This window comes from Pseudomonas sp. LBUM1678, assembly GCF_059695575.1.
Genome location: NZ_CP166775.1, coordinates 3,424,173 through 3,445,868, shown reverse-complemented (window position 1 = coordinate 3,445,868; position 21,696 = coordinate 3,424,173). Strand labels below are relative to the sequence as shown.

The window sequence follows — 21,696 nt, the reverse complement described above, 5'->3', positions numbered from 1 at the left end:
CCGCCCATAAATGCTTGGATAAATAATCAAATAACTTGTTTCTTGCGCCGTTCATAACGGGCGAGGGTGGGTTGCGTGCTGATTCCGTGGATCAGGATGCTTAACGCGACCACGGACAAGGTCAGGTCGGTGCACAGGGTCGCGACCGACTGGCCCAGCCCGTGATTCAAGGCATAGAACAGGTAATACAGGCTGCCGATGCCGCGTATGCCGAACCAGCCAATCAACAGTCGCTGACGCCAATCGAGTAATCGACCCCACGGCATAACGACGACACTCAAGGGACGAATAACGCAAAACAACACCCCGCCGACCAGCAGGGCGCGCCAGTCCCAATGAGCGACCAGTACAACGCCAAGCAGCGTTACCAGAAACACTTCCATGGCCCGTTCCACGAGACTGCCGAAGGCGAGCATGTCTCCCATCATGATGCCCGCAGCGACCTGGGTGTCTTCAAGGTGTTCGGTATCGCCATGCACCGCGTGCTGCGGTTCGACGTTCTGGTGCCCGACGACGGGCTGGACCAAATGCTCGGCAGGTAGCTCGGCATTGCCCGTTGACTTGACTTCTTCCTGCCGCAGCCCGAGGCCGGCGGCGAATACCGACAGAAACCCGTAAGCATGGATTGACTCGGCCCCGACGTACGCCAAGGCAATCAAGGCAAGCGCGAGGTAATCATTCGGGGACAGCGTACTGTCATCATTTTTGATCCGCAGAACCAATGTCAGGCGCCCGATGCCGCGCCCCATCCAGTAACCCGTCAGCAAACCGGCCGGGACGGCCCAGAGCAGACTGCGCAGTACCCAGTCGCCAAACCAGCCGGGGTTGCCGTCGTGTTGCAGCAGGAGCAGGCCAAGGATCACGAACGGAAAAGCAATCCCGTCATTGAGCCCGGCTTCACCGGAGAGGCCAAACCGCACGCTGTCGTCATCCCGCGCGTCGTTGACCTGGACCAGGGCGGCGAGCACCGGGTCGGTAGGCGCAAGGATCGAGCCGATCAGCATCGACGCGCCCCACGACAATTGCAGCCCGTAATGCAGCAACAGGCAGATGCCACCAATGGTCAGCAGCATGACCGGGCCGGCCAGGCCGAACGCGACCCGCCAATTTTGATGCTTGAGTGGCGAGCGTAATTTCAGGCCACAGACAAACAAAGAAAAGAGCACCGCGACTTCCGTCAGGTGCTCCATCCAGATCGACGCGTCTGCGGTGTCCAGCTTCAACAGCCCGAGCCCGGCCGGCCCGATGCCGACACCCAGCACCAGGCACACCGCTGACGTGGTAACCGGCATCCAGCGCAGGTAGGACGAGGTCAGTGCCAGCGTCAGCAGTACGGCACCCAACACGGCCACCCATAAAATGAAACTCATGCTCGGTTCTCGCTGGGGGTGGGCCGCGTTTTTGGGCCTCTGGGGATCAACCGACTGTCGCGCGCAGGTATTCAGGCGTCAGCACGTTGAACCACAGCAGAATCATCGTCACCAGCATAGTCACCAATACCAGAAGCCCAACGCCCCAAATGCACGTGGCATTGAGCAAGCCCTGTTCCTTGCGCTCGTGCATGAACGTCGGCAGGCCGACAAACAGCAAAAACGTCGAATAGGCCGAAGCCGCCATCAGCACAATGATCGCCAGCCAACGACTCGGGTACAGCCCGGCAAACCCGGCCAGGAAGAACGGCGTCGCGGTATAGGCAGCAAAACCGATGCATTGATTAAGGGTTGGCCGCGCGTCGAAGCTGCGCGACATCCAGCGGATGAATCCCCCCATCACCGCCACGCCCGCGAGGATGGTGACGTACAGCAGCACGCAGAGTTGCAGCGCGCTATGGGTACTGAGTTTGACGGTTTCGTTCTCGGCCAGGCTCCAGCCGACATAGGTGGTCCCGATAAACAGGCAGACGGCGGGGATCAACGCGAGCAGCAGCAAGTGCGCGAGGTAATGGCGCGGGTGCGCTTCCTCTTCGCGGCGAATATCCGTCCAGGCGAAATTGGGCTGAGTGAAGAGTTTGACGATAGGTGCGGACATGACGACCTCCTCGAGCGGCCCGTGATGGGGGCCCTAAAGGTATTGAGCGGGGGGATTTGGCAGGGGTTCATTTTTTCGCGAGTCCGCTGAGGTCCTTGTAGCAGCTGCCGAGCAACGCGAGGCTGCGTTCGGCTGCGCAGCAGTCGTAAAACCATTCAACCACGGAGTATCAGGAAAACCGTGTATGCGGATTTACGACTGCTTCGCAGCCGAACGCAGCCTCGCGTTGCTCGGCAGCTGCTACAAGGGATCGCGTCACAACATCGGTTTACCGCCGGTCACGCCGTAGCGTTGCCCGGTGATGTAACTGGCTTCGTCCGACGCCAGCAGCACGTAAATCGGTGCCACTTCCACCGGTTGTCCCGGGCGGCCCAGCGGGGTTTGCGCGCCGAAATTCTGCACCTCTTCATCGGGCATGGTCGAGACAATCAGCGGTGTCCAGATGGGCCCCGGCGCCACGCAGTTCACCCGAATGTTTTTCGGCCCGAGCATCTGCGCAAGGCCGCCGGTGAAGTTGGCGATTGCCCCCTTGGTCGTGGCGTAAGCGAGGAGGGTGGGCTTGGGCATGTCCGAGTTGACCGAACTGGTGTTGATGATCGAACTGCCCGCCTTCATGTGCTTCATCGCGGCCTGGCAGATTCTGAACATGGCCGTGATGTTCACGTCGAAAGTCATCACCCATTCTTCGTCCGGGATGTCTTCAAAATTCTCGTGAGTCATCTGGAACGCGGCGTTATTAACCAGAATATCGATCCGGCCAAAGCGCTCGACCGTCTTGTCCACCAGGGCCTGGCATTCCACTTTTTGCGCCAGGTCGCCGGGCAGCAGTATAGATTGACGACCGGCCTGTTCGACCCAGCGTGCGGTTTCCTGCGCGTCTTCGTGTTCATTGAGGTAGGCGATCGCGACGTCGGCCCCTTCACGGGCGAAGGCGATGGCGACCGCTCGACCGATGCCGCTGTCGCCCCCGGTGATCAGCGCGATCTTGCCGTCCAGTCGGCCCGAACCTTTGTAGCTTTGTTCGCCACAGTCCGGGTACGGGTCCATTTTCTTTTGGGAGCCGGGAACAGGCTGGCCTTGCTTGGGGAAGGGTGGTTTTGGATAGTCAGTCATGGGAAATCTCCGATCTCTGGGCACAGGCTTCAAAGGGTTGACCCTGGTGTTTTGCCTTGAGTTCGGTTGGATTTCAGCGGGTTCCCGAATACCCGACCCCACCCAAATCCCCTGTAGGAGCGAAGCTTGCTCGCGAAGGCGGTGTGTCAGTCATACATGTGTCGACTGGTACGCCGCTTTCGCGAGCAAGCTTCGCTCCTACAGGGATTTGTTGTGTTGTCAGGCTTTCAGGGTGCGCAAGCTGCGCTCCATACGCGCCAAACCTTCTTCAAGCAACGACCGCGGGCAGCCGAAGTTCAGGCGCACGAATTGCCGGGCGTTGTCGCCGAAATCCAGACCGGGGCTCAGGCCTACCTTAGCCTGGTCGAGGAAGAACTGCTGCGGGTTGTCCAGTCCCAACGCCGAGCAATCGAGCCACGCCAGATACGTGCCTTGCGGAATGTTGATCGTCACACCCGGCAAACGGCTGCGAACCGCTTCCACCAGGTAATCCCGATTGCCTTGCAGGTACGCCTTCAACCCGGCCAGCCACGGGCCGCCTTCGCTGTAGGCAACGCGGGTCGCTTCCATGCCCAATGGGTTGACGCTGTCGACCATGCCGCAGCGGGCGTGGTTGACCTTCGCTCGCAACGCCGAATCCTGAATGATCATGAAGGAGGTTTTCAGGCCTGCAATGTTGTAAGCCTTGCTCGCTGACATCAGAGTGATGGTGCGCTTGGCGATCTGCGGGCTGAGCGATGCCGTGGGAATGTGCACACGCCCGTCGAAGCACAACTCGGCATGAATTTCGTCGGAGATGATCCAGGCGTTCTGTTCCAGGCAGATGTCGGCCACCGCTTGCAGTTCTTCCCGTGGGAAAACTTTGCCCAACGGGTTATGCGGGTTGCTCAGCAGCAACGCACCGCCGCCGGTCAATGCCTGGCTCAAGGCCGCGAGCGGCGTGTCATACGTGCCGTCAGCCAACGCGTCGAATTCGAGTTCAACCTTGTTCAAACCCCAATGACCCGGTGCATGACGCAACGGCGGGTAGTTCGGCACCTGAACCACTACGTTCTGTTGCGGCTCGACCAGCGCCTTCAGGGCCATGTTGAAACCCGACTCCACACCCGGCAGGAAGATCAGTTCTTCAGGCAAAACGCGCCAGGCGTATTTGTTCCAGAGGTCGGCCACGATCGCGGCGCGCAAATTTTCCTGAGGCACGCTGTAACCGACCATCGGGTGTTCCAGGCGTTTACGCAGGGCTTCCAGGATGACCGGCGGCGCGGCGAAGTCCATGTCGGCGACCCACATCGGCAACACGTCGGCCGGGTAGCGGCTCCACTTGGTACTGCCGGTGTCGTGGCGGTCGAACACCTGATCAAAATCGAAGGTCATGCTCAGTCTCATAAAAAGCGTGGTTGAACGTGGCGCAATGATAAACGCCAAGACCCTGTGGGAGCGAGACGGTAATGGCTCTGAACAACACAAAACCTGTAGGAGTGAGCCTGCTCGCGATTGCATCAGTTCATTCAACATCAATGCAAGCTGACCCACCGCTATCGCGAGCAGGCTCACTCCCACAGGTTTTGTGTACTGGCTGGAATCTGCGCACTGCCCGATGGTCGGTTTTCATGCAGTCAGTTCTCCCATTGGCTAGAGTTTGAAGTGTCGGTAGCCACGCTGCCGCCACCGTGATCGTCCAGAAAAACCCGGCAAAAGTACCGGGTCTCCACCTGATCAGGAGTGCACGATGGACCTCAACCGTCGTCAGTTCTTCAAGGTCGCCGGTATCGGCCTTGCGGGCTCGAGCCTCGGCGCGCTGGGCATGCTCCCGGCGCCTGCCTTTGCCGAGCAGGTACGCCATTTCAAACTCGCCCACACCCATGAAACCCGCAACACCTGCCCGTACTGCTCGGTCGGCTGCGGGCTGATCATGTACAGCCAGGGCGATAACGCCAAGAACGTCGCGCAAAGCATCATCCACATCGAAGGCGATGCCGACCACCCGGTCAATCGCGGCACCCTGTGCCCCAAAGGCGCAGGCCTGCTGGACTTCATTCACAGCCCCGGGCGCCTGCAATACCCGCAAGTACGCAAACCGGGCAGCACCGAGTGGACGCGCATCTCCTGGGATGAAGCGCTGGACCGCGTGGCCGACCTGATGAAGGCCGACCGCGACGCCAACTTCATCGAGAAGAATGACCAGGGCCAAACGGTGAACCGCTGGCTGACCACCGGTTTCCTCGCGGCCTCGGCGGCGTCCAACGAAGCGGGTTACATCACCCACAAGGTCATTCGCAGTCTCGGCATGCTGGGGTTTGATAACCAGGCGCGTGTCTGACACGGCCCGACGGTGGCAAGTCTTGCCCCGACGTACGGCCGTGGTGCCATGACCAATCACTGGACCGATATCGCCAACGCGAATCTGATCCTGGTGATGGGCGGCAACGCAGCAGAAGCGCACCCGTGCGGTTTCAAATGGGTGACCGAAGCCAAGGCGCACAACAAGGCGCGGCTGATCGTGGTCGATCCGCGTTTTACCCGGACTGCCTCGGTGGCCGACTATTACGCGCCGATTAGAACCGGCACCGACATCGCCTTCATGGGCGGGCTGATCAATTACCTGCTGACCGAGGACAAGATCCAGCACGAGTACGTGCGCAACTACACCGACGTGTCGTTCATCGTCAAAGCCGGGTATGGGTTCGAGGACGGCATCTTCAGCGGTTACGACGTGGCCAAGCGTGCGTATACCGACAAGTCCGGCTGGGGTTATGAACTCGGTGAGGACGGTTTCGTCAAGGTCGACCCGTCCCTGCACGACCCGCACTGCGTCTATCAATTGATGAAGCAGCATTACAGCCGCTACAACATTGAACTGGCGAGCCAGATTTGCGGCATGCCGGTCGATGCCATGCAGAAGATCTGGGAAGAAATCGCCACGTGCTCGCAACCGGGCAAGACCATGACGATTCTCTATGCGTTGGGCTGGACCCAGCACTCGATCGGCTCGCAAATCATCCGCAGCGCGGCGATGGTGCAACTGTTGTTGGGCAACGTCGGCATGCCGGGCGGGGGCGTCAATGCCTTGCGCGGGCACTCCAACATTCAGGGCCTGACCGACCTCGGGCTGCTGTCCAACTCGCTGCCGGGCTACCTGACCTTGCCGGGCGACGCCGAGCAGGATTACACCGCCTACATCACCAAGCGCACGCAAATGCCGTTGCGTCCCGGGCAGCTGTCCTATTGGCAGAACTACAGCAAATTCCATGTCAGCCTGATGAAAGCCTGGTACCGCGACAACGCCACGCTCGAGAACAACTGGGCGTACGACTACTTGCCGAAACTGGACATTCCCAACTACGACATCCTCAAAGTGTTCGACCTGATGGGCCAGGGCAAGGTCAACGGCTACTTTTGCCAGGGCTTCAACCCCATCGCGGCGCTGCCCGACAAAAACCGCGTGATGGCGGCGCTGGCCAAGTTGAAATGGCTGGTGGTGATGGACCCGCTGTCCACCGAAACCTCGGAGTTCTGGCGCAATGTCGGGCCGTACAACGATGTGGAAACCGCCGGTATCCAGACTGAAGTGATCCGCCTGCCCACCACTTGTTTTGCCGAGGAGGACGGCTCTCTGGTCAACAGCAGCCGCTGGCTGCAATGGCACTGGAAAGGCGCGGACGGGCCGGGCGAAGCGCGCACCGACGTGGCGATCATGAGCGAGCTGTTCCTGCGTCTGCGCCAGCGCTATCAAGCCAAGGGCGGCGCTTACCCCGACCCGATCCTCAAACTGTCGTGGCCGTACAAGATCGCCGACGAACCCTCGCCGGAAGAACTGGCGCGGGAAATCAACGGCTATGCCACCGCCGACTTCACCGATGCCACCGGCGCGACGATCAAGAGCAACGCGCAACTGGCCGGTTTTGGCCAGCTCAAGGACGACGGCAGCACGGCCTCGGGTTGCTGGATTTTCTGCGGCAGCTGGACCGAGACCGGCAACCAGATGGCCCGGCGCGACAACAACGACCCCTACGGCATGCACCAACATCAGGGCTGGGCCTGGTCCTGGCCGGCCAACCGGCGGATTCTTTACAACCGCGCTTCGGCCGACCCGCAAGGTAAACCGTGGGATGAGAAAAAGCGCCTGGTGTGGTGGAACGGCAAAGCCTGGGGCGGCACCGACGTGCCGGACTTCAAGGCCGACACGCCACCGGAAGCCGGGATGAATCCGTTCATCATGAACCCCGAAGGTGTGGCACGGTTTTTTGCCGTCGACAAGATGAACGAGGGCCCATTCCCCGAGCACTACGAGCCGTTCGAGACCCCGATCGGCATCAACCCGCTGCACCCGGAAAACAAGAAAGCCACCAGCAACCCGGCGGCGCGAATTTTCGATTCGGTGTGGGATTCCCTCGGCGTGGCCAAGGACTATCCCTATGCGGCGACGAGCTACCGCTTGACCGAGCATTTCCACTTCTGGAGCAAGCATTGCAAGCTCAACGCGATTTCCCAACCCGAGCAATTCGTCGAGATCGGTGAAGTGCTGGCCAAGGAGAAGGGCATCGTGGCCGGCGACCGGGTCCGCGTCAGCTCCAAGCGCGGGCATATCGAAGCGGTGGCGGTGGTGACCAAGCGGATCCGACCGCTGCAGGTCAACAATCAGGTGGTGCACCAGATCGGCATCCCGCTGCACTGGGGCTTTACCGGCCTCACGCGCCACGGTTACCTGACCAACACCCTGGTGCCGTTCCTCGGCGATGGCAACACACAGACCCCGGAATCCAAGTCATTCCTGGTCAACGTGGAGAAAGTCTAAATGGCCAGCCAAGACATCATCGCCCGTTCGGCCACCACGACCGTGCCGTCCTCTGTGCGCAATCAGGAGGAAGTGGCCAAGCTGATCGACACCACCAAGTGCATCGGCTGCAAGGCCTGCCAGGTCGCCTGCTCGGAATGGAACGAGCTGCGCGACGAGGTCGGCCACAACCTCGGCACCTACGACAACCCTCACGACCTCAGCGCAGAAACCTGGACCTTGATGCGCTTCACCGAGCATGAAACCGACGCCGGAAACCTTGAGTGGCTGATCCGCAAGGACGGCTGCATGCACTGCGCCGAGCCGGGTTGCCTGGCGGCGTGCCCGAGTCCCGGGGCGATCATCAAACACGCCAATGGCATCGTCGACTTCGATCAGGACCATTGCATCGGTTGCGGTTATTGCATCACCGGCTGCCCGTTCAATATTCCGCGGATCTCGCAAAAGGATCACAAGGCCTACAAATGCACCTTGTGTTCGGACCGGGTGGAAGTGGGGCTGGAACCGGCCTGCGTGAAAACCTGCCCGACCGGGGCGATCGTGTTTGGCAGCAAGGAAGACATGAAAGAACACGCCGCCGAACGCATCGTCGACCTGAAAAGCCGTGGCTTCGAACACGCTGGCCTGTACGACCCCGAAGGCGTCGGCGGCACCCACGTCATGTACGTGCTGCATCACGCGGACACGCCAACCCTCTACGCTGGATTGCCGAGCAGCCCGACGATCAGCCCGTTGGTGGAATTGTGGAAGGGCGTGAGCAAACCGTTGGGGTTATTGGCCATGGGCCTGGCGGTGCTGGCCGGATTCTTCCATTACGTGCGCGTCGGGCCGCAGGTGGTTGAAGAGGGTGAGTTGCCGCCGCTCAAGGACCCGGCGGTGCATGAAGTCGATCCATCGGTGCATACCTTTGATCCGCGTGGGGAGGACAGACCATGATCCGTAGACAGATCCTGCGCTACACCTCGAACCAGCGCACCAACCACTGGCTGGTGGCGATCCTGTTTTTCATGGCGGCACTGTCAGGCTTGGCCCTGTTTCATCCGGCGTTGTTCTGGCTCAGCCACCTGTTCGGCGGCGGGTCGTGGACGCGCATCCTGCACCCGTTCATGGGCGTGGTGATGTTTGTGCTGTTCCTCGGCCTGGTGATTCAGTTCTTTAGGGCGAATTTCTTCATCAGCAACGACCGGTTGTGGCTAAGGCGCGTCGGGCGGGTGATGCGCAACGAAGAGGAGGGCGTGCCGCCGATTGGCAAGTACAACCCGGGACAGAAGCTACTGTTCTGGACGTTGCTGCTTTGCATGCTGGTGTTGCTGTTCAGCGGGTTAGTGATCTGGCGAGCGTATTTCAGCGAGTATTTCGGCATCGCCTCGATTCGCTGGGCGATGCTGCTGCATGCCTTGGCGGGGTTTGTGTTGGTGTTGAGCATCATCATCCACATCTATGCCGGCATCTGGATCAAAGGCTCGGTCAGCGCCATGGTGCATGGCTGGGTCAGTCGCGCCTGGGCGAGGAAGCACCATGAGCTCTGGTATCGGGAAGTGACCCGGGACGAAAACCCTGATCACCCGATCCGCAAAAAAGGATAACCCCTTGGCGACCATTCTTGAGCCTGGAGAGATCGAAGCGGCGGCGGGTTCACCGCCGTTCCTGCACCTGCCACCGAACAACCTGTTCGCGTTGCGGGCGCTGCGTCTGGAAAAACTGGCGGAGGGGCATCCACTGGCTGATTACCTGCGACTGGTGGTCGGCCTGTGCCGTGTCCAGCAGAACCTGATGGACGATCCACCGAACGCTGCGCCGCTTGATCTCGACCGCCTAAGAGTGTGCCAGCAACACGGCTTGCCACCGTTCGCCGCCGACAGCCTGGTGCGCGAGGACACTTGGTTGCCGTATCTCGACGCCTTGTTGCAGCGTTATTCGCCACCGACAAACTCTGCCGTTGAGAAAGCCGTCGCGTCCTTGCGCAACGCCAATAACGGGCAACGCAAAGCCTGGGCGATCGCCTTGGTCAGCGGCCAGTATTCACTGCTGCCGGCGGCGCTGGTGCCGTTTCTCGGCGCGGCTTTGCAGGCAGCCTTCAGTCATTGGCTGCTGAGCACGCCGCACCTTGCACTGAAACCCGGCGACAGCCTCAGCCAATGCCCGGCATGTGGTTCACCTGCGATGGCCGGGGTCATCCGCCATCGCGGCAAACACAACGGTTTGCGTTATCTGGTGTGTTCGTTGTGCGCCTGCGAATGGCATGTGGTGCGGGTCAAATGCGTGTATTGCGAACAAAGCAAAGGCCTGGAATACGTCAGCCTCGATGACGACCGCCATGCCGCCAATCAGGCGCCGTTGCGCGCCGAAACCTGCCCCGGCTGCCACAGCTACCTGAAACTGCTGTACCTGGAAAACGACGCCGAGGCCGAAGCGCTCTCGACCGACCTGACCAGCCTGATGCTGGACATGCGGCTGGAGCAGGAAGGTTACGTGCGCCCGGCGCCGAATCTTCTGCTGGCACCCGGAGGCGAATAAGCACAGCGGCTACACTCAGGCGCGACGGTCAACGTTTGCGGGAGTGCCTGATGTCTGCCAGATCCGCCAGCCCAGCCTTGCGGCTGCCTTCCATCGACAGTTTGTTGCGCCATCCGGCGTGTCAGCCATTGGCCGAGCGCTATGGGCGTGACGCGCTGTTGGCCAGTCTGCGACAACTGCTGGATGACCTGCGCGAACCGGTGCTCTTGAGCCAACTCGATGCCGTCGAAATCACCCCCGACGTGTTGGCCGGCAGAGCGGGCGAGCGCCTGGCCCTGCAACATCGCAGCCACGTGCGCCGGGTGTTCAACCTGACCGGCACGGTGCTGCACACCAACCTCGGTCGCGCGTTGTTGCCGCAGGAGGCCATCGACGCGGTGCAAATGGCCGCCCGCTACCCGCTCAATCTGGAATTCGACCTGCAAAGCGGCAAGCGTGGCGACCGCGACGACCTGATCGAAGGCCTGATCCGTGAGCTGACCGGTGCCGAAGCGGTGACCGTGGTCAATAACAACGCTGCCGCCGTGCTGCTGACACTCAACAGTCTGGGCGCGCGCAAGGAAGGGATCATTTCCCGGGGCGAGCTGATCGAAATCGGCGGTGCGTTCCGCATTCCCGACATCATGGCCCGGGCCGGCGTCAGGCTGCACGAAGTCGGCACCACCAACCGCACCCATGCACGGGATTACGAGGCGGCCATCGGCCCGCGCAGTGGGTTGGTGATGCGGGTGCATGCGAGCAATTACGCCATTGAAGGTTTCACCGCTCGAGTGCCGACGGCCGAACTGGCTGAACTGGCGCATAAATACGGATTGCCGCTGCTCGAAGACCTCGGCAGCGGCAGTTTGCTTGACCTGACGCGTTGGGGCTTGCCCGCCGAACCCACGGTGCGTCAGGCACTGATCGATGGGGCGGACATCGTCACCTTCAGCGGCGACAAGTTGCTCGGCGGTCCACAGGCCGGGTTGATCGTGGGCCGCAAAGACCTGATTGCGAAGATCAAAAAGAACCCGCTCAAGCGTGCGCTGCGGGTCGACAAGTTGACTTTGGCGGCCCTCGAAGCGGTGTTGGGTTTGTACCGCGACCCTGATCGTCTGGCCGAACGGCTGCCGAGCCTGCGCCTGCTCACCCGACCGCAAGCCGCCATCCTCGCCCAGGCGGAGCGCCTGCAAACGTCGTTGGCGCAGGCCGTGGGCGATGGCTGGAACGTCAGCGCGGTGCCGGCGTTGGGCATGATTGGCAGCGGCAGCCAACCGGTGGCTCGCCTGCCGAGCGCGGCGTTATGCCTGCGACCCAATGTGTCCAAACGCTTGCGGGGACGGCAATTGCTGGGGCTGGAGGCAGCGTTTCGTCAGTTGACCATTCCGGTGCTGGGCCGACTAGACGACGATGCGCTGTGGCTGGACCTGCGCCAACTGGATGACGAAGCCGCGTGGCTGACGCAACTCGGGCAATTGCAGGTGCCAGGGTGATCGTCGGCACAGCCGGGCACATCGACCACGGCAAGACGGCGTTGCTCCAGGCATTGACCGGCCAGGCCGGCGACCGTCGGCGGGAAGAACGCGAACGCGGCATGACCATCGACCTCGGTTATCTCTATGCCGCGCTGGAACCGGGCGCGGTACTGACCGGGTTTATCGACGTGCCCGGTCATGAACGCTTCACCCACAACATGCTGGCCGGGGCTCAGGGCATCGATCTGGTGTTGCTGGTGGTCGCCGCGGATGACGGCGTCATGCCGCAGACCCGCGAGCACTTGGCGATTGTCGAACTGCTGGGCATTCCTCGGGCACTGGTGGCGATCAGCAAATGCGATCGCGTCGATCCCGCCCGCGTGCAGGCCGTGCGCGAGCAGATCGAAACTTTGCTGTCGCCCGGACCGTATGCCGGCGCGCCGCAGATTATGTTGTCGAGCGTAACCGGGGAGGGCGTCGAGACATTGCGACAGGCATTGTTGGACGCGCAGCGCGATGTCCTTCAGCGCAGCACCCTCGGTGGTTTTCGTCTGGCGATTGATCGGGCGTTCAGCGTGGCCGGCGCCGGTATCGTGGTGACCGGCACCGCACTGTCGGGGCAGGTTGCCGTGGGTGACACGCTGACGCTCGGTCCGCTGGGCAAAGCCGTGCGGGTGCGTGGTCTGCATGCGCAGAATCAAGCTGCGGACACCGGGTTTGCAGGGCACCGAGTCGCGCTGAACCTGAGCGCCGAGCGCCTGTCACTGGAGCAGATCCACCGGGGGCAATGGCTGGTGGCCGAGTGGCTGTATGCACCGACTCTGCGCCTGGATATCGAGATGCAATTGTTGGTCAGCGAACCCAAGGCCTTCGAGCATTTTCAGCCGGTGCATGTTCACGTCGGCACCCAGGATGTCACGGGGCGAGTGGCGTTGCTGGAGGGTTCCAGCCTGGCGCCGGGTGAGCGGATGTTTGCGCAGATACTCCTGAATGCACCGGTACAGGCAGTGAAGGGCGACCCTTTGATTCTGCGTGACCAGAGCGCCCAACGGACCCTCGGCGGTGGTCGGGTACTCGACCCGTTCGCGCCGACCCGACACCGCCGCAGTCCCGAGCGACTGGCGCAGCTCCAGGCTCTCGCTACATGCAATGACCTGGAAGCCGTCCTGCCAGCGCTATTGCTGAACAGCGAAACCGGGCTCGATCCGCAGCGCCTTGAGCGTCAGTTCAACCGCCCGCGTGACACCTGGAACTTGCCCGCCGATATCCGTTTGATCGATACGCGCCAAGGCCCGTTGCTGTTTTGCGCTGACCGCTGGGAGTCGATGAAAGCGCCATTGTTGGAGCATCTGGAACGCTTTCACCAACTCGAACCCGACCAGATGGGACCCGACCGGGATCGCCTGCGTCGTTTCGCCGGGACCGCGCTGGATCGGCCGACGTTCATCAGCCTGCTCGACGAATTACTGGCCAGCGGCGCCATGGTTGCCAGCGGGCCATGGCTGCATCTGCCTGAGCATCAGGTGCGCTTGAGTGAAGACGATGAAGCGCTGTGGCAACAGCTACAGCCGTTGTTCGAACAGGCCGGGGTCAATGCGCCGTGGGTTCGCGATCTTGGTCATGACGAAGTCGCCGTGCGCTTGCTATTGCGCAAAATGGCGAGGCTGGGGCTGGTGCACCAAGTCGTCCGCGACCTGTTCTACACCGACGCAGTTATCCGCCGATTGGCGGCTATGCTTGTGCAACTGGCGGCGCGGGACCCGGTGATTCAGGTCGCAGCGTTTCGCGATGCGGTGGGCCTGGGCCGCAAGCGCAGCATCCAGATTCTCGAATACTTCGACCGACTGGGCCTGACCCGACGCTTTGGCGACACGCGCCATCTCCGTCTCGACAATGCCCTGGCCCAGGGAGCAGAACACTGACTTCAAGGAAGGCAATCGCGCCCGGTGGCGCGGCCGGGCTTCAAACCCGGTTGGGGACGGCATCCGTTCCCGGGCAGGTTCGACTCCGGCTGCCTTCCGCCATTTTCCCTTCAGAGATGCCCGAAGTTCAGCGGGTACTGGACGACCACATACACCCGGTCGATGTCATCCCCCGCCTGCGCCGTATTGGCTCGATGCGACACATGGGACAGTTGCAGGGACAAACCCTTGGCCACACCAGACTGCACGATGTAATGCAGGTCGATGTCGCGCTCCCAATGCCGGCCGCCATCGCCTTGTTGCGGCACGTACTCACCGACTGACTCATCAAAAGGGTTGTAGGCGCCGCCCTTGGGCGCATGGGTGCCATCGATCTGGCTGCCCATGACGTAACGCGTCATGAATTTCAGACCGGGAATCCCGAAGGTGCTCAAATCGAGGTCGTAACGGGCCTGCCATGAGCGTTCGTGGGCGCCGTTGAAGTCGGCGTACTTGATCGAGTTGGCGAGGTAGATCGAGTCTCCGCCGACAAAATCGAACGGCGTGTCGCCATTGATTTTTTGATACGCCAGGGTGAAGGCATGCGCATCGACGGTGTACTTGCCCGACAGGCTGAACGCGGTGGTATCGATGGCGCCGGCCAGCGCTTTGCCGGTGTCCTGCGTGTGGTAGAGATTGGCGTCGAGGAATACCCCGGACTGCTTAAGATGCAAGTTGGCGTAGTACTGATGCCAGGTGTCGGTCAGCTCTGAGGCATAGAGCGCGCCGCCGACAGGACTTTGCGTAAACAGGTCGGTGCCGAGAAACGTAATACCGCCGGCCTCGGTGTTGGCGCCGTAGCCGTAAAAGTTGCCCTTGCCCGAAGAACTGTCCTGGTTCTTGAATGCCGTGAAATGTCCGGCCACCAGATTCACATCATCGATTTCGCGGCTGTTCAGTAGAAAGCCCGTGGCGTACTCCGGTTGCAGGCGTTTGTCCGCGGTGTCGAACACCGGGGTTTCCACCATCATTTCCCCGAAAGCCAGGGTGGTTTGCGAGGCTCTGATTTTCAGTGCGCCACCGCCACTGGAATAGTTGTCTTCGCTACGACCGTCATCGTCCACGGGCAGCAATCCCGTCCCGGAATGTCCCTTGCCGCCATCCAGCTTCAATCCCAGAAAGGCGTGGGCATCCAGGCCAAAACCAATCATTCCGGGTGTGAAACCAGATTCAAAAGCGCTGATAAAGCCTTGAGCCCACTCGGCTTTATAGCTTTTTCCTGTGGGCGAAGGGGACCGGTAATCGCTGTTTAGGTAGAAGTTGCGGCTGAGCACTTCAAGGGTCGCACCGTCCAGAAACCCTTGTGCGGGTTCATCAGCCAAGGCTGTCCCGGCGAATAGCATCGATAACCAAAAGGGAAGGTCTTGCTTGCGAAACTTCATCGTCAATCACCACGCAGCAGCGACTGCGGAATATCCGCAGTCGCGCTTTTTATAGGAAAAGCGCTTAGTGGCCTTCCGAGGCACCGAACATGGATTTGGCGTAGATCAGGCCAAGGCCGTAGGAACCGCCGTTGGCAATCGAGGTTTTCACGGTTTCTTCGTAGGTCTCGGTACGCGCCCAGTCGCGCTGCAGTTCGAGCAGGTATTGCAGCGAGGTCATCGGACGGGCGCCGATCTGGATCATGCGCTGCATCGCCATTTCATGAGCTTCGGTGCTGACGTCGCCACAGGCATCGGCAATCACGTAGACCTCAAAACCCTGGTCAATGGCCGACAGCGCCGGGCCGACGATGCACACCGAGGTCCAGAGGCCGGCGAGGACGATTTTCTGTTTGCCGAAGGCGTTGACTTCAACGGCAATGCGCTCGTCTTCCCAGGTGTTCATGCTGGTGCGGTCGATGACGATGTGTTCCGGGAACACCGACTTGATTTCGTCGAAGATCGGCCCGGAGAAGCTCTTCTCGGCGACGGTGGTCAGGATCGTCGAGACCTTGAAACCCCGTGCAGCCTTGGCCACGAGTGCGGCGTTGTTGCGCAGGGTGACAGCGTCGATCGACTTTGTCGCAAAGGACATCTGCGACTGGTGATCGATCATGATCAGAGTGTGGTCGGTCGGGGTCAGCAGGGTTTTGCCGGGAACAGCTTTGGCGATGGCCATGGCGAGGTCCTTACGGGTGAGTGAGGAGGCCATGGTTGCGCAGATTCGGGCGGGGATATTGAGTCGATGTGCTGTGTTTGGCGCTTTTTTGCGGGGAGCGAGGGAGCTTTTCGGAACGCCGCTTCTGTAGCAGCTGTCGAGCTTGCGAGGCTGCGTTCGGCTCGGTCCGCGCTCGGGCGCAGCAGTCGTAAGGTCAGACAATGTGGTGCGTCAGACTCACCGCGGACTCAGGTTTTTACGACTGCTGCGCAGCCGAACGCAGCCTCGCAAGCTCGACAGCTGCTACAGAGCCGGGCGCAGGCTGCTACAAGGTAGGCGCTGAGCCCGGGTTTTTCGCTGCGCGGGGCTGTCCGTCATTGCATCACATAACGCCCGGGTGCCGATTCCAGCGCCGGGTATTGCGTGTTACCGGTGTGCAGCACCGAAGGCTGGCGCTCGCCGGCCTGTTCCGCGAGCCAGACGAACCAGTCATTCCACCAGCTGCCGGCATGCTCTTGGGCATTCATGAACCAGGACTCAGGGTCCTTCGTGATCCGGTTGTTGGTCCAGTAATGGCGTTTTTCCTTGGCCGGCGGGTTGATCACCCCGGCGATATGCCCGGAGGCACCCAGCACAAAGCGTTTGGTCCCGGAGAGCAATTGGGTGCTGGCATAAGCGCTGCGCCACGGCACGATGTGGTCGTCATGGGTGGCGAGGATGTACGCCGGCGCATCGATGGCACGCAGGTCCAGCTTGACCCCGCAGCAGTCCAGTTCGCCGGATTTCAGGTCGTTCTGCAGGTAGGTGTGGCGCAGATACCAGCAGTACATCGGCCCCGGAAGGTTGGTGCTGTCGTTGTTCCAGAACAGCAGGTCGAGGGGGATTGGCTTCTGACCCTTTAGGTATTTGTCGACGTTGTAGTTCCACCACAAATCGTTGGGGCGCAGCAGCGAGAACGTATTGCCCATGTCCTCGCCCTTGAACAGGCCGATGGGGCCGTCCAGGCCGCCGATAGTGCGCTCGCGGTAGGCCACCAGTTGCTCGTCGACGAAGATGTCGATGGGACCGGTGTCGAGGTAGTCAAGGAAGGTGGTCAACAGGCTCACGCTGCCGATGTCCTTGTCGCCGCGTGCCGCCAGTACGGCCAGCGCCGAACTCAACAGCGTGCCGCCGATGCAGAAGCCTACGCAGTTGGGGCGTTGCTCGCCGCTGATCTCGCGGGTCACTTGCAGGCCTTTGATGATGCCGGTTTCGATCAGGTCATCCCAGGTGGTGCCGGCGTGCGCCTGATCGAAGTTGCGCCACGACATCAGGTACACCGGGTGGCCTTGTTGCAGCAGATGGCGAACCATCGAGTTGTCCGGGCGCAGGTCGAGGATGTAGTACTTGTTGATCGACGGCGGGACGATGAACACCGGGCGCCGGTATTGGGTTTCGCTTTGCGGGTAGTACTGAATCAGCTGGAACAGTTCGTTCTCGAACACCACTTCGCCGGGGGTGTTGGCCAGATCGACGCCGACCTTGAAAGCGCCGCTGTCGCACTGGCGCATCTTGCCTTCCTGAAGGTCACTGGCCAGGTGCAACAGGCCGGTGAACAGGCTGCCGCCCTGGGTGTCGACAACTCGCTGCAAGGCATCGGGGTTGCTCGCCAAAAAGTTGCTGGGCGCTCCGGCGGCAATCGCTTGCTCCACCAGGTACAGCAGGCGCTGGCGGGGTTTCTTGTCTTTGATCGGCAGTTTGTCGAGCAGCTTCAGCAGGAAACCGGCGTTGAGCAGGTAGAACGCCGCAAGGGAGCCGAACAGCGGCGTGCTCCAGTTGCCGCTGGAAAAACGCCGGTCTTCAAAGGAGAACGGCTGACCGGTCAGCAAACGCTGGCCCAGGTCACCCCATTGGGTTTGATACTCGGTTTGCAGGCTTTCCAGGGTGGTGCGCGGCAGGTCGAACCACTCGTCGTATGCCTGGCCGGTGAACCACGGATTGGTGCTGACCCACAGGCGTAATTGTTGCACTGCAAAGGAGGCAATGAACGGGACCTGGCCGGACCAGAAGGTGTTGAAAGTGTGCGCGTTATTGTCCATGGAACTCCTTGCCCACATCGGTAAACCGGGCAGAAAAAAACCGCGGTGCCGGAATTCGGCACCGCGTCAGCAGTCAAGCAAGCAGTCCTGTATTTCTTGTTATCGTTCGATGACCAGGCTGACGCCTTGGCCGCCACCGATGCACAACGTGGCCAGGCCTTTTTTGCCGTCACGGCGAATCAGTTCGTGCACCAGCGACACCAGAATCCGTGCGCCCGATGCGCCGATCGGATGACCCAGCGCGATGGCGCCACCGTTGACGTTGACCTTGGCGGTGTCCCAGCCCAGTTCTTTGCCGACCGCCAGTGATTGCGCGGCGAACGCTTCGTTGGCTTCGATCAGGTCGAGGTCGTCCAGGCTCCAGCCGGCTTTCTCCAGCACCAGGCGGGTGGCCGGGACCGGGCCGATGCCCATGATCGACGGGTCCACACCCGCGCTGGCGTAAGCCTTGATACGCGCCAGCACCGGTAAACCGAGGGCCTGGGCCTTGGCGGCGCTGGCCAGCAGCAACACGGCGGCGCCATCGTTGAGGGTCGACGAGTTGCCGGCAGTCACGCTGCCGTTTTTCTGGAACGCCGGCTTGAGGTTGCCCAAGGCTTGCAGCGTGCTGTCCGGGCGCGGTTGTTCATCCGTGTCGAACACCAGCGGGTCGCCCTTGCGCTGGGGAATCAGGATTGGGGTGATTTCACGCTTGAAGTAACCCGCTTCGATGGCTGCGGCAGCTTTCTGTTGCGAAGTGGCGGCGAAGACGTCCTGTGCCTCTCGGCTGATGCTGTGTTGGTGAGCCAGGTTCTCCGCGGTGATGCCCATGTGGTAGTCGTTGAAGGCGTCCCACAAACCGTCCTGAATCACGCTGTCTTGCAGTTGCGCATGACCCAGACGCAGGCCGGTGCGTGCCTTGGGCAACACATAGGGCGCCAGGCTCATGTTTTCCTGGCCACCGGCAATCACCAGTTCGGCGTCGCCGCAACGGATCGCCTGAACGGCCAGTTGCACAGCCTTGAGGCCTGAGCCACAGACCTTGTTCAGGGTCAGGGCAGGGGTGGTAAACGGCAGGCCGGCCTTGATGGCTGTCTGGCGTGCCGGGTTTTGCCCGGAACCTGCAGTGAGCACCTGGCCGAGGATCACTTCATCGATCTGCGCGCCGTCCAGACCGGTCTCTTCCAGCAGACGGCGAATGACTGCTGCGCCCAGTTCAGTGGCTGGAATCGCGGACAGGGCACCTTGAAAACTGCCGATGGCGGTACGAGTAGCGGCAACGATTACGACTTCGTTCATGCGTGACCTCATTAAGATTTTGTCGAGCGGGAGCAGGGCGTCCTTGCCCTGATCGGTCTACTGCATGTTCATGCCGCCGTTCACAGAAAAATCGGCGCCGGTGCTGTAGCCGGACTCATCGGACGCCAGCCAGGCGACGATCGAAGCGATTTCTTCGGGTTGGCCGAGGCGCCCGACCGGGGTGGCCGCGATCATGGTGTCGAGAATGTCCGGGCGGATGGCCGCGGTCATGCTGGTCTGGATGTAACCCGGGGAGACGGTGTTGACGGTCACGCCCTTGCCGGACACTTCCCGCGCCAGTGCCATGGTGAAGCCATGGATGCCGGCCTTGGCCGCGCTGTAGTTGGTCTGGCCGAACTGGCCACGCTGACCGTTGATCGATGAGATGTTGATCACCCGTCCCCAGCCCTTGGCCAACATGCTTTCAATCACCTGCTTGGTGGTGTTGAACACGCCGCTCAGGTTGGTGCCGATGACCGCGTTCCAGTCCTCGGGCGTCAGCTTGCGAAAGGAGGCATCGCGAGTGATGCCGGCGTTGTTGACCAGCACATCGACCGGGCCGAATTGTTCACGCGCCATCTCGAATGCCTTGCGCGTCGACTCCCAATCGGTGATGTCGCCGTAGATGCATTCGAACTGATAACCCGCCGCCAATTGAGTGGCAATCCAGTCATTCTTGCGGGCGGAATCAGCGCTGCAACCGACGATGACCTTGAATCCTTCCTTGTACAGGCGCTGGCTTATCGCAGTGCCAATCCCACCCATACCACCCGTGACCAACGCAATACGACCAAGCGACTTCATAAGCTTCGTTCCTTTTTGGTTTTTGCGCTGCAAGATGCAAGGATTGTTCGGCATTGGCGGGGTATGCGGAAGTGTTGGGAGGTGACGGTGTGGTGTCCAACGGTGACAGGCACAAATCGCCACTTGCCGGTGTAGCAGCTGCCGAGCCTGCGAGGCTGCGTTCGGCTGCGCAGCAGTCGTGAAGTCATACGCTGCGGTGTGTCAGGAAAACCCTGCATCCCGGGTTTACGACTGCTTCGCAGCCGAACGCAGCCTCGCGTTGCTCGGCAGCTGCTACAGGGCGACGAATGACCGGAAACAGTGGCTAAAAATGAGAGTTACCTATACTGGGATCAATATTGGCAACGAAACAACGCGTTAGAGTTTTGATTCACCGCAGATCAGTTATGGCTCCGGACAGGATGTTCGGTTCCACAGGTCATTGAGGACGCCATGTATAGAATGAGTTCAGGCTATGCCAGCGTGCTGGTAAATACGCTCTCGGCTCAAGGACTGGATGTTGCCAGTCTGTGTCGGGAGGCTGGACTAGACATTAATCTCGCGAACAAACCAGGAGCGTTTTGCGAGCGAAAGGCCATCTATCGATTATGGGATCTGGCCGCTGAGGCGTCGGGCGATCCGGACGTTGGCTTACGGGCCTATGGCAGTTTCCACCCCGGCAGCTTTCAGATCGTCGGCTACACCATGATGTCCAGCCTGAATCTGAAAAAAGCCCTTGAACGTCTGGTCCGTTTCAGTCCGTTGATCGGCACCGGGTTCAGCCTTTTCTTTACCGCTGAACAGCAGCATTACCGCCTGTCCAGCCTCGACCATCAGCAGCATGGTTCGGTCAAGCCGCGCCAGTACACCGATGCCGCTCTGGCGTCATTGCTGGGTTTCTGCCGCAAGCTGTTGGGCGGCGACGCACCGCATCCCTTGAGCGTTGAGTTCACTTATCCCGAGCCCAAAGACATCTCCGAGCATCGGCGGCTGTTCGGCCCCAATCTGCAGTTCGACGCGCCTTACGACAGCATTCTGTTTGACGGGCAGGAGCTGATGCGACCCCTGAGCATGGCCAACGAAGCGTTGGCGGTGCTGCATGACAGTTTTGCCGAGGCGCAACTGGACCTGCTGTTTGGTTTCTGCATTGTCGGCCGGATTCGCGCGCTGATTACCGAGCGCTTGAGTCAGGGCCAGGGGCAGTGCGACATGGAGTCGATCGCGGCGGCCTTGAACATCAGCAAGCGCACGCTGCAACGCGCCCTGGAAAAGGAAGGGACGCAATTCAAGGACGTGCTGAGCGCGGTGCGCCGGCAACTGGCGGATTTCTACCTGCGCCATTCTCACTTCAACATGAAGCATGTCGCGTATCTCCTTGGTTTTCATGACCACAGCAGCTTCAACAAAGCCTGTAGCCGCTGGTTTGGCATGACACCGGGGCAGTACCGCTCCGATGAATCGTTTGAAATCGAGGAGGCCGCGCCGGTGTGACGCGGTGAACTGCTCTAACATTTTGTGAACAACGAATCCCCTGTGTGAGCGAGCCTGTGTGTGGCGAGGGAGCTTGCTCCCGCTCGACTGCGAAGCAGTCGCAAACTTTTGGGGCCGCT

The 21,696-nt window shown here is 60.9% G+C and carries 16 protein-coding genes and 1 tRNA gene; 8 read left to right on the top strand and 9 right to left on the bottom strand.

All coding sequences use genetic code 11. From position 1 onward, the window contains the following. Positions 1–26: 26 nt before the first annotated feature. The 4 genes from ACA070_RS15630 to ACA070_RS15615 all read right to left on the bottom strand — a co-directional run bounded on the left by ACA070_RS15630 (position 27) and on the right by ACA070_RS15615 (position 4,515). Positions 27–1,370 carry a cation:proton antiporter gene (locus ACA070_RS15630; protein ID WP_497447366.1) on the bottom strand — a complete coding sequence of 448 codons (1,344 nt, stop codon included), beginning with the start codon at positions 1,368–1,370 and terminating at the stop codon, positions 27–29. Between the two features lie 46 nt (positions 1,371–1,416). Beyond that, on the bottom strand, positions 1,417–2,028 hold the full coding sequence (locus ACA070_RS15625; protein ID WP_462027136.1) for a Yip1 family protein: 612 nt from the start codon (positions 2,026–2,028) through the stop codon (positions 1,417–1,419). A gap of 255 nt (positions 2,029–2,283) precedes the next feature. After that, the gene (locus ACA070_RS15620) at positions 2,284–3,141 is read right to left on the bottom strand and encodes an SDR family oxidoreductase (RefSeq protein ID WP_497447365.1); all 858 of its coding nucleotides are present in this window, start codon (positions 3,139–3,141) and stop codon (positions 2,284–2,286) included. 219 nt (positions 3,142–3,360) lie between these two features. Beyond that, positions 3,361–4,515 (bottom strand): MalY/PatB family protein, encoded by a 1,155-nt coding sequence (locus ACA070_RS15615; protein WP_497447364.1) that lies wholly within the window; start codon positions 4,513–4,515, stop codon positions 3,361–3,363. Between the two features lie 355 nt (positions 4,516–4,870). Here ACA070_RS15615 and fdnG point away from each other — a divergent pair, with 355 nt between their 5' ends. The 7 genes from fdnG (at position 4,871) to ACA070_RS15580 (ending at position 13,931) form a co-directional block, all read left to right on the top strand. Beyond that, on the top strand, positions 4,871–7,936 hold the full coding sequence (gene fdnG / locus ACA070_RS15610; protein WP_497447363.1) for a formate dehydrogenase-N subunit alpha: 3,066 nt from the start codon (positions 4,871–4,873) through the stop codon (positions 7,934–7,936). After that, positions 7,937–8,872, top strand: a complete 936-nt coding sequence (fdxH, locus tag ACA070_RS15605; protein ID WP_497447362.1) for a formate dehydrogenase subunit beta — start codon at positions 7,937–7,939, stop codon at positions 8,870–8,872. Continuing rightward, positions 8,869–9,522: a formate dehydrogenase subunit gamma gene (locus ACA070_RS15600; RefSeq protein ID WP_497447361.1), complete on the top strand. Its 654-nt coding sequence runs from the start codon at positions 8,869–8,871 to the stop codon at positions 9,520–9,522. The genes fdxH and ACA070_RS15600 overlap by 4 nt, the downstream gene beginning before the upstream one ends. A gap of 4 nt (positions 9,523–9,526) precedes the next feature. Continuing rightward, positions 9,527–10,453 (top strand): formate dehydrogenase accessory protein FdhE, encoded by a 927-nt coding sequence (gene fdhE, locus ACA070_RS15595; RefSeq protein WP_497447360.1) that lies wholly within the window; start codon positions 9,527–9,529, stop codon positions 10,451–10,453. 50 nt (positions 10,454–10,503) lie between these two features. Further along, complete coding sequence (selA, locus tag ACA070_RS15590; RefSeq protein ID WP_497447359.1) at positions 10,504–11,925, top strand: L-seryl-tRNA(Sec) selenium transferase; 1,422 nt, start codon at positions 10,504–10,506, stop codon at positions 11,923–11,925. Then, positions 11,922–13,829: a selenocysteine-specific translation elongation factor gene (gene selB, locus ACA070_RS15585; RefSeq protein ID WP_497451955.1), complete on the top strand. Its 1,908-nt coding sequence runs from the start codon at positions 11,922–11,924 to the stop codon at positions 13,827–13,829. Before selA ends, selB begins: the two co-directional genes overlap by 4 nt. Before the next feature lie 6 nt (positions 13,830–13,835). Continuing rightward, positions 13,836–13,931: transfer RNA gene (locus tag ACA070_RS15580), tRNA-Sec, on the top strand. An 8-nt stretch (positions 13,932–13,939) separates the two neighbouring features. On the opposite strand, the gene ACA070_RS15575 is transcribed toward ACA070_RS15580, so the two are convergent. The 5 genes from ACA070_RS15575 to phbB all read right to left on the bottom strand — a co-directional run bounded on the left by ACA070_RS15575 (position 13,940) and on the right by phbB (position 20,107). Next, positions 13,940–15,250 carry an OprD family porin gene (locus ACA070_RS15575; protein ID WP_497447358.1) on the bottom strand — a complete coding sequence of 437 codons (1,311 nt, stop codon included), beginning with the start codon at positions 15,248–15,250 and terminating at the stop codon, positions 13,940–13,942. Positions 15,251–15,314: 64 nt separating this feature from the next. Continuing rightward, on the bottom strand, positions 15,315–15,968 hold the full coding sequence (locus tag ACA070_RS15570) for a hydrolase (protein ID WP_497447357.1): 654 nt from the start codon (positions 15,966–15,968) through the stop codon (positions 15,315–15,317). 353 nt (positions 15,969–16,321) lie between these two features. Then, the gene (phaC, locus tag ACA070_RS15565) at positions 16,322–18,025 is read right to left on the bottom strand and encodes a class I poly(R)-hydroxyalkanoic acid synthase (RefSeq protein WP_497447356.1); all 1,704 of its coding nucleotides are present in this window, start codon (positions 18,023–18,025) and stop codon (positions 16,322–16,324) included. A gap of 99 nt (positions 18,026–18,124) precedes the next feature. Beyond that, positions 18,125–19,303 carry an acetyl-CoA C-acetyltransferase gene (locus ACA070_RS15560; RefSeq protein ID WP_497447355.1) on the bottom strand — a complete coding sequence of 393 codons (1,179 nt, stop codon included), beginning with the start codon at positions 19,301–19,303 and terminating at the stop codon, positions 18,125–18,127. A 57-nt stretch (positions 19,304–19,360) separates the two neighbouring features. Next, the gene (gene phbB / locus ACA070_RS15555; RefSeq protein WP_497447354.1) at positions 19,361–20,107 is read right to left on the bottom strand and encodes an acetoacetyl-CoA reductase; all 747 of its coding nucleotides are present in this window, start codon (positions 20,105–20,107) and stop codon (positions 19,361–19,363) included. 432 nt (positions 20,108–20,539) lie between these two features. Here phbB and ACA070_RS15550 point away from each other — a divergent pair, with 432 nt between their 5' ends. Further along, the gene (locus ACA070_RS15550; protein WP_497447353.1) at positions 20,540–21,577 is read left to right on the top strand and encodes an AraC family transcriptional regulator; all 1,038 of its coding nucleotides are present in this window, start codon (positions 20,540–20,542) and stop codon (positions 21,575–21,577) included. Positions 21,578–21,696 lie beyond the last annotated feature (119 nt).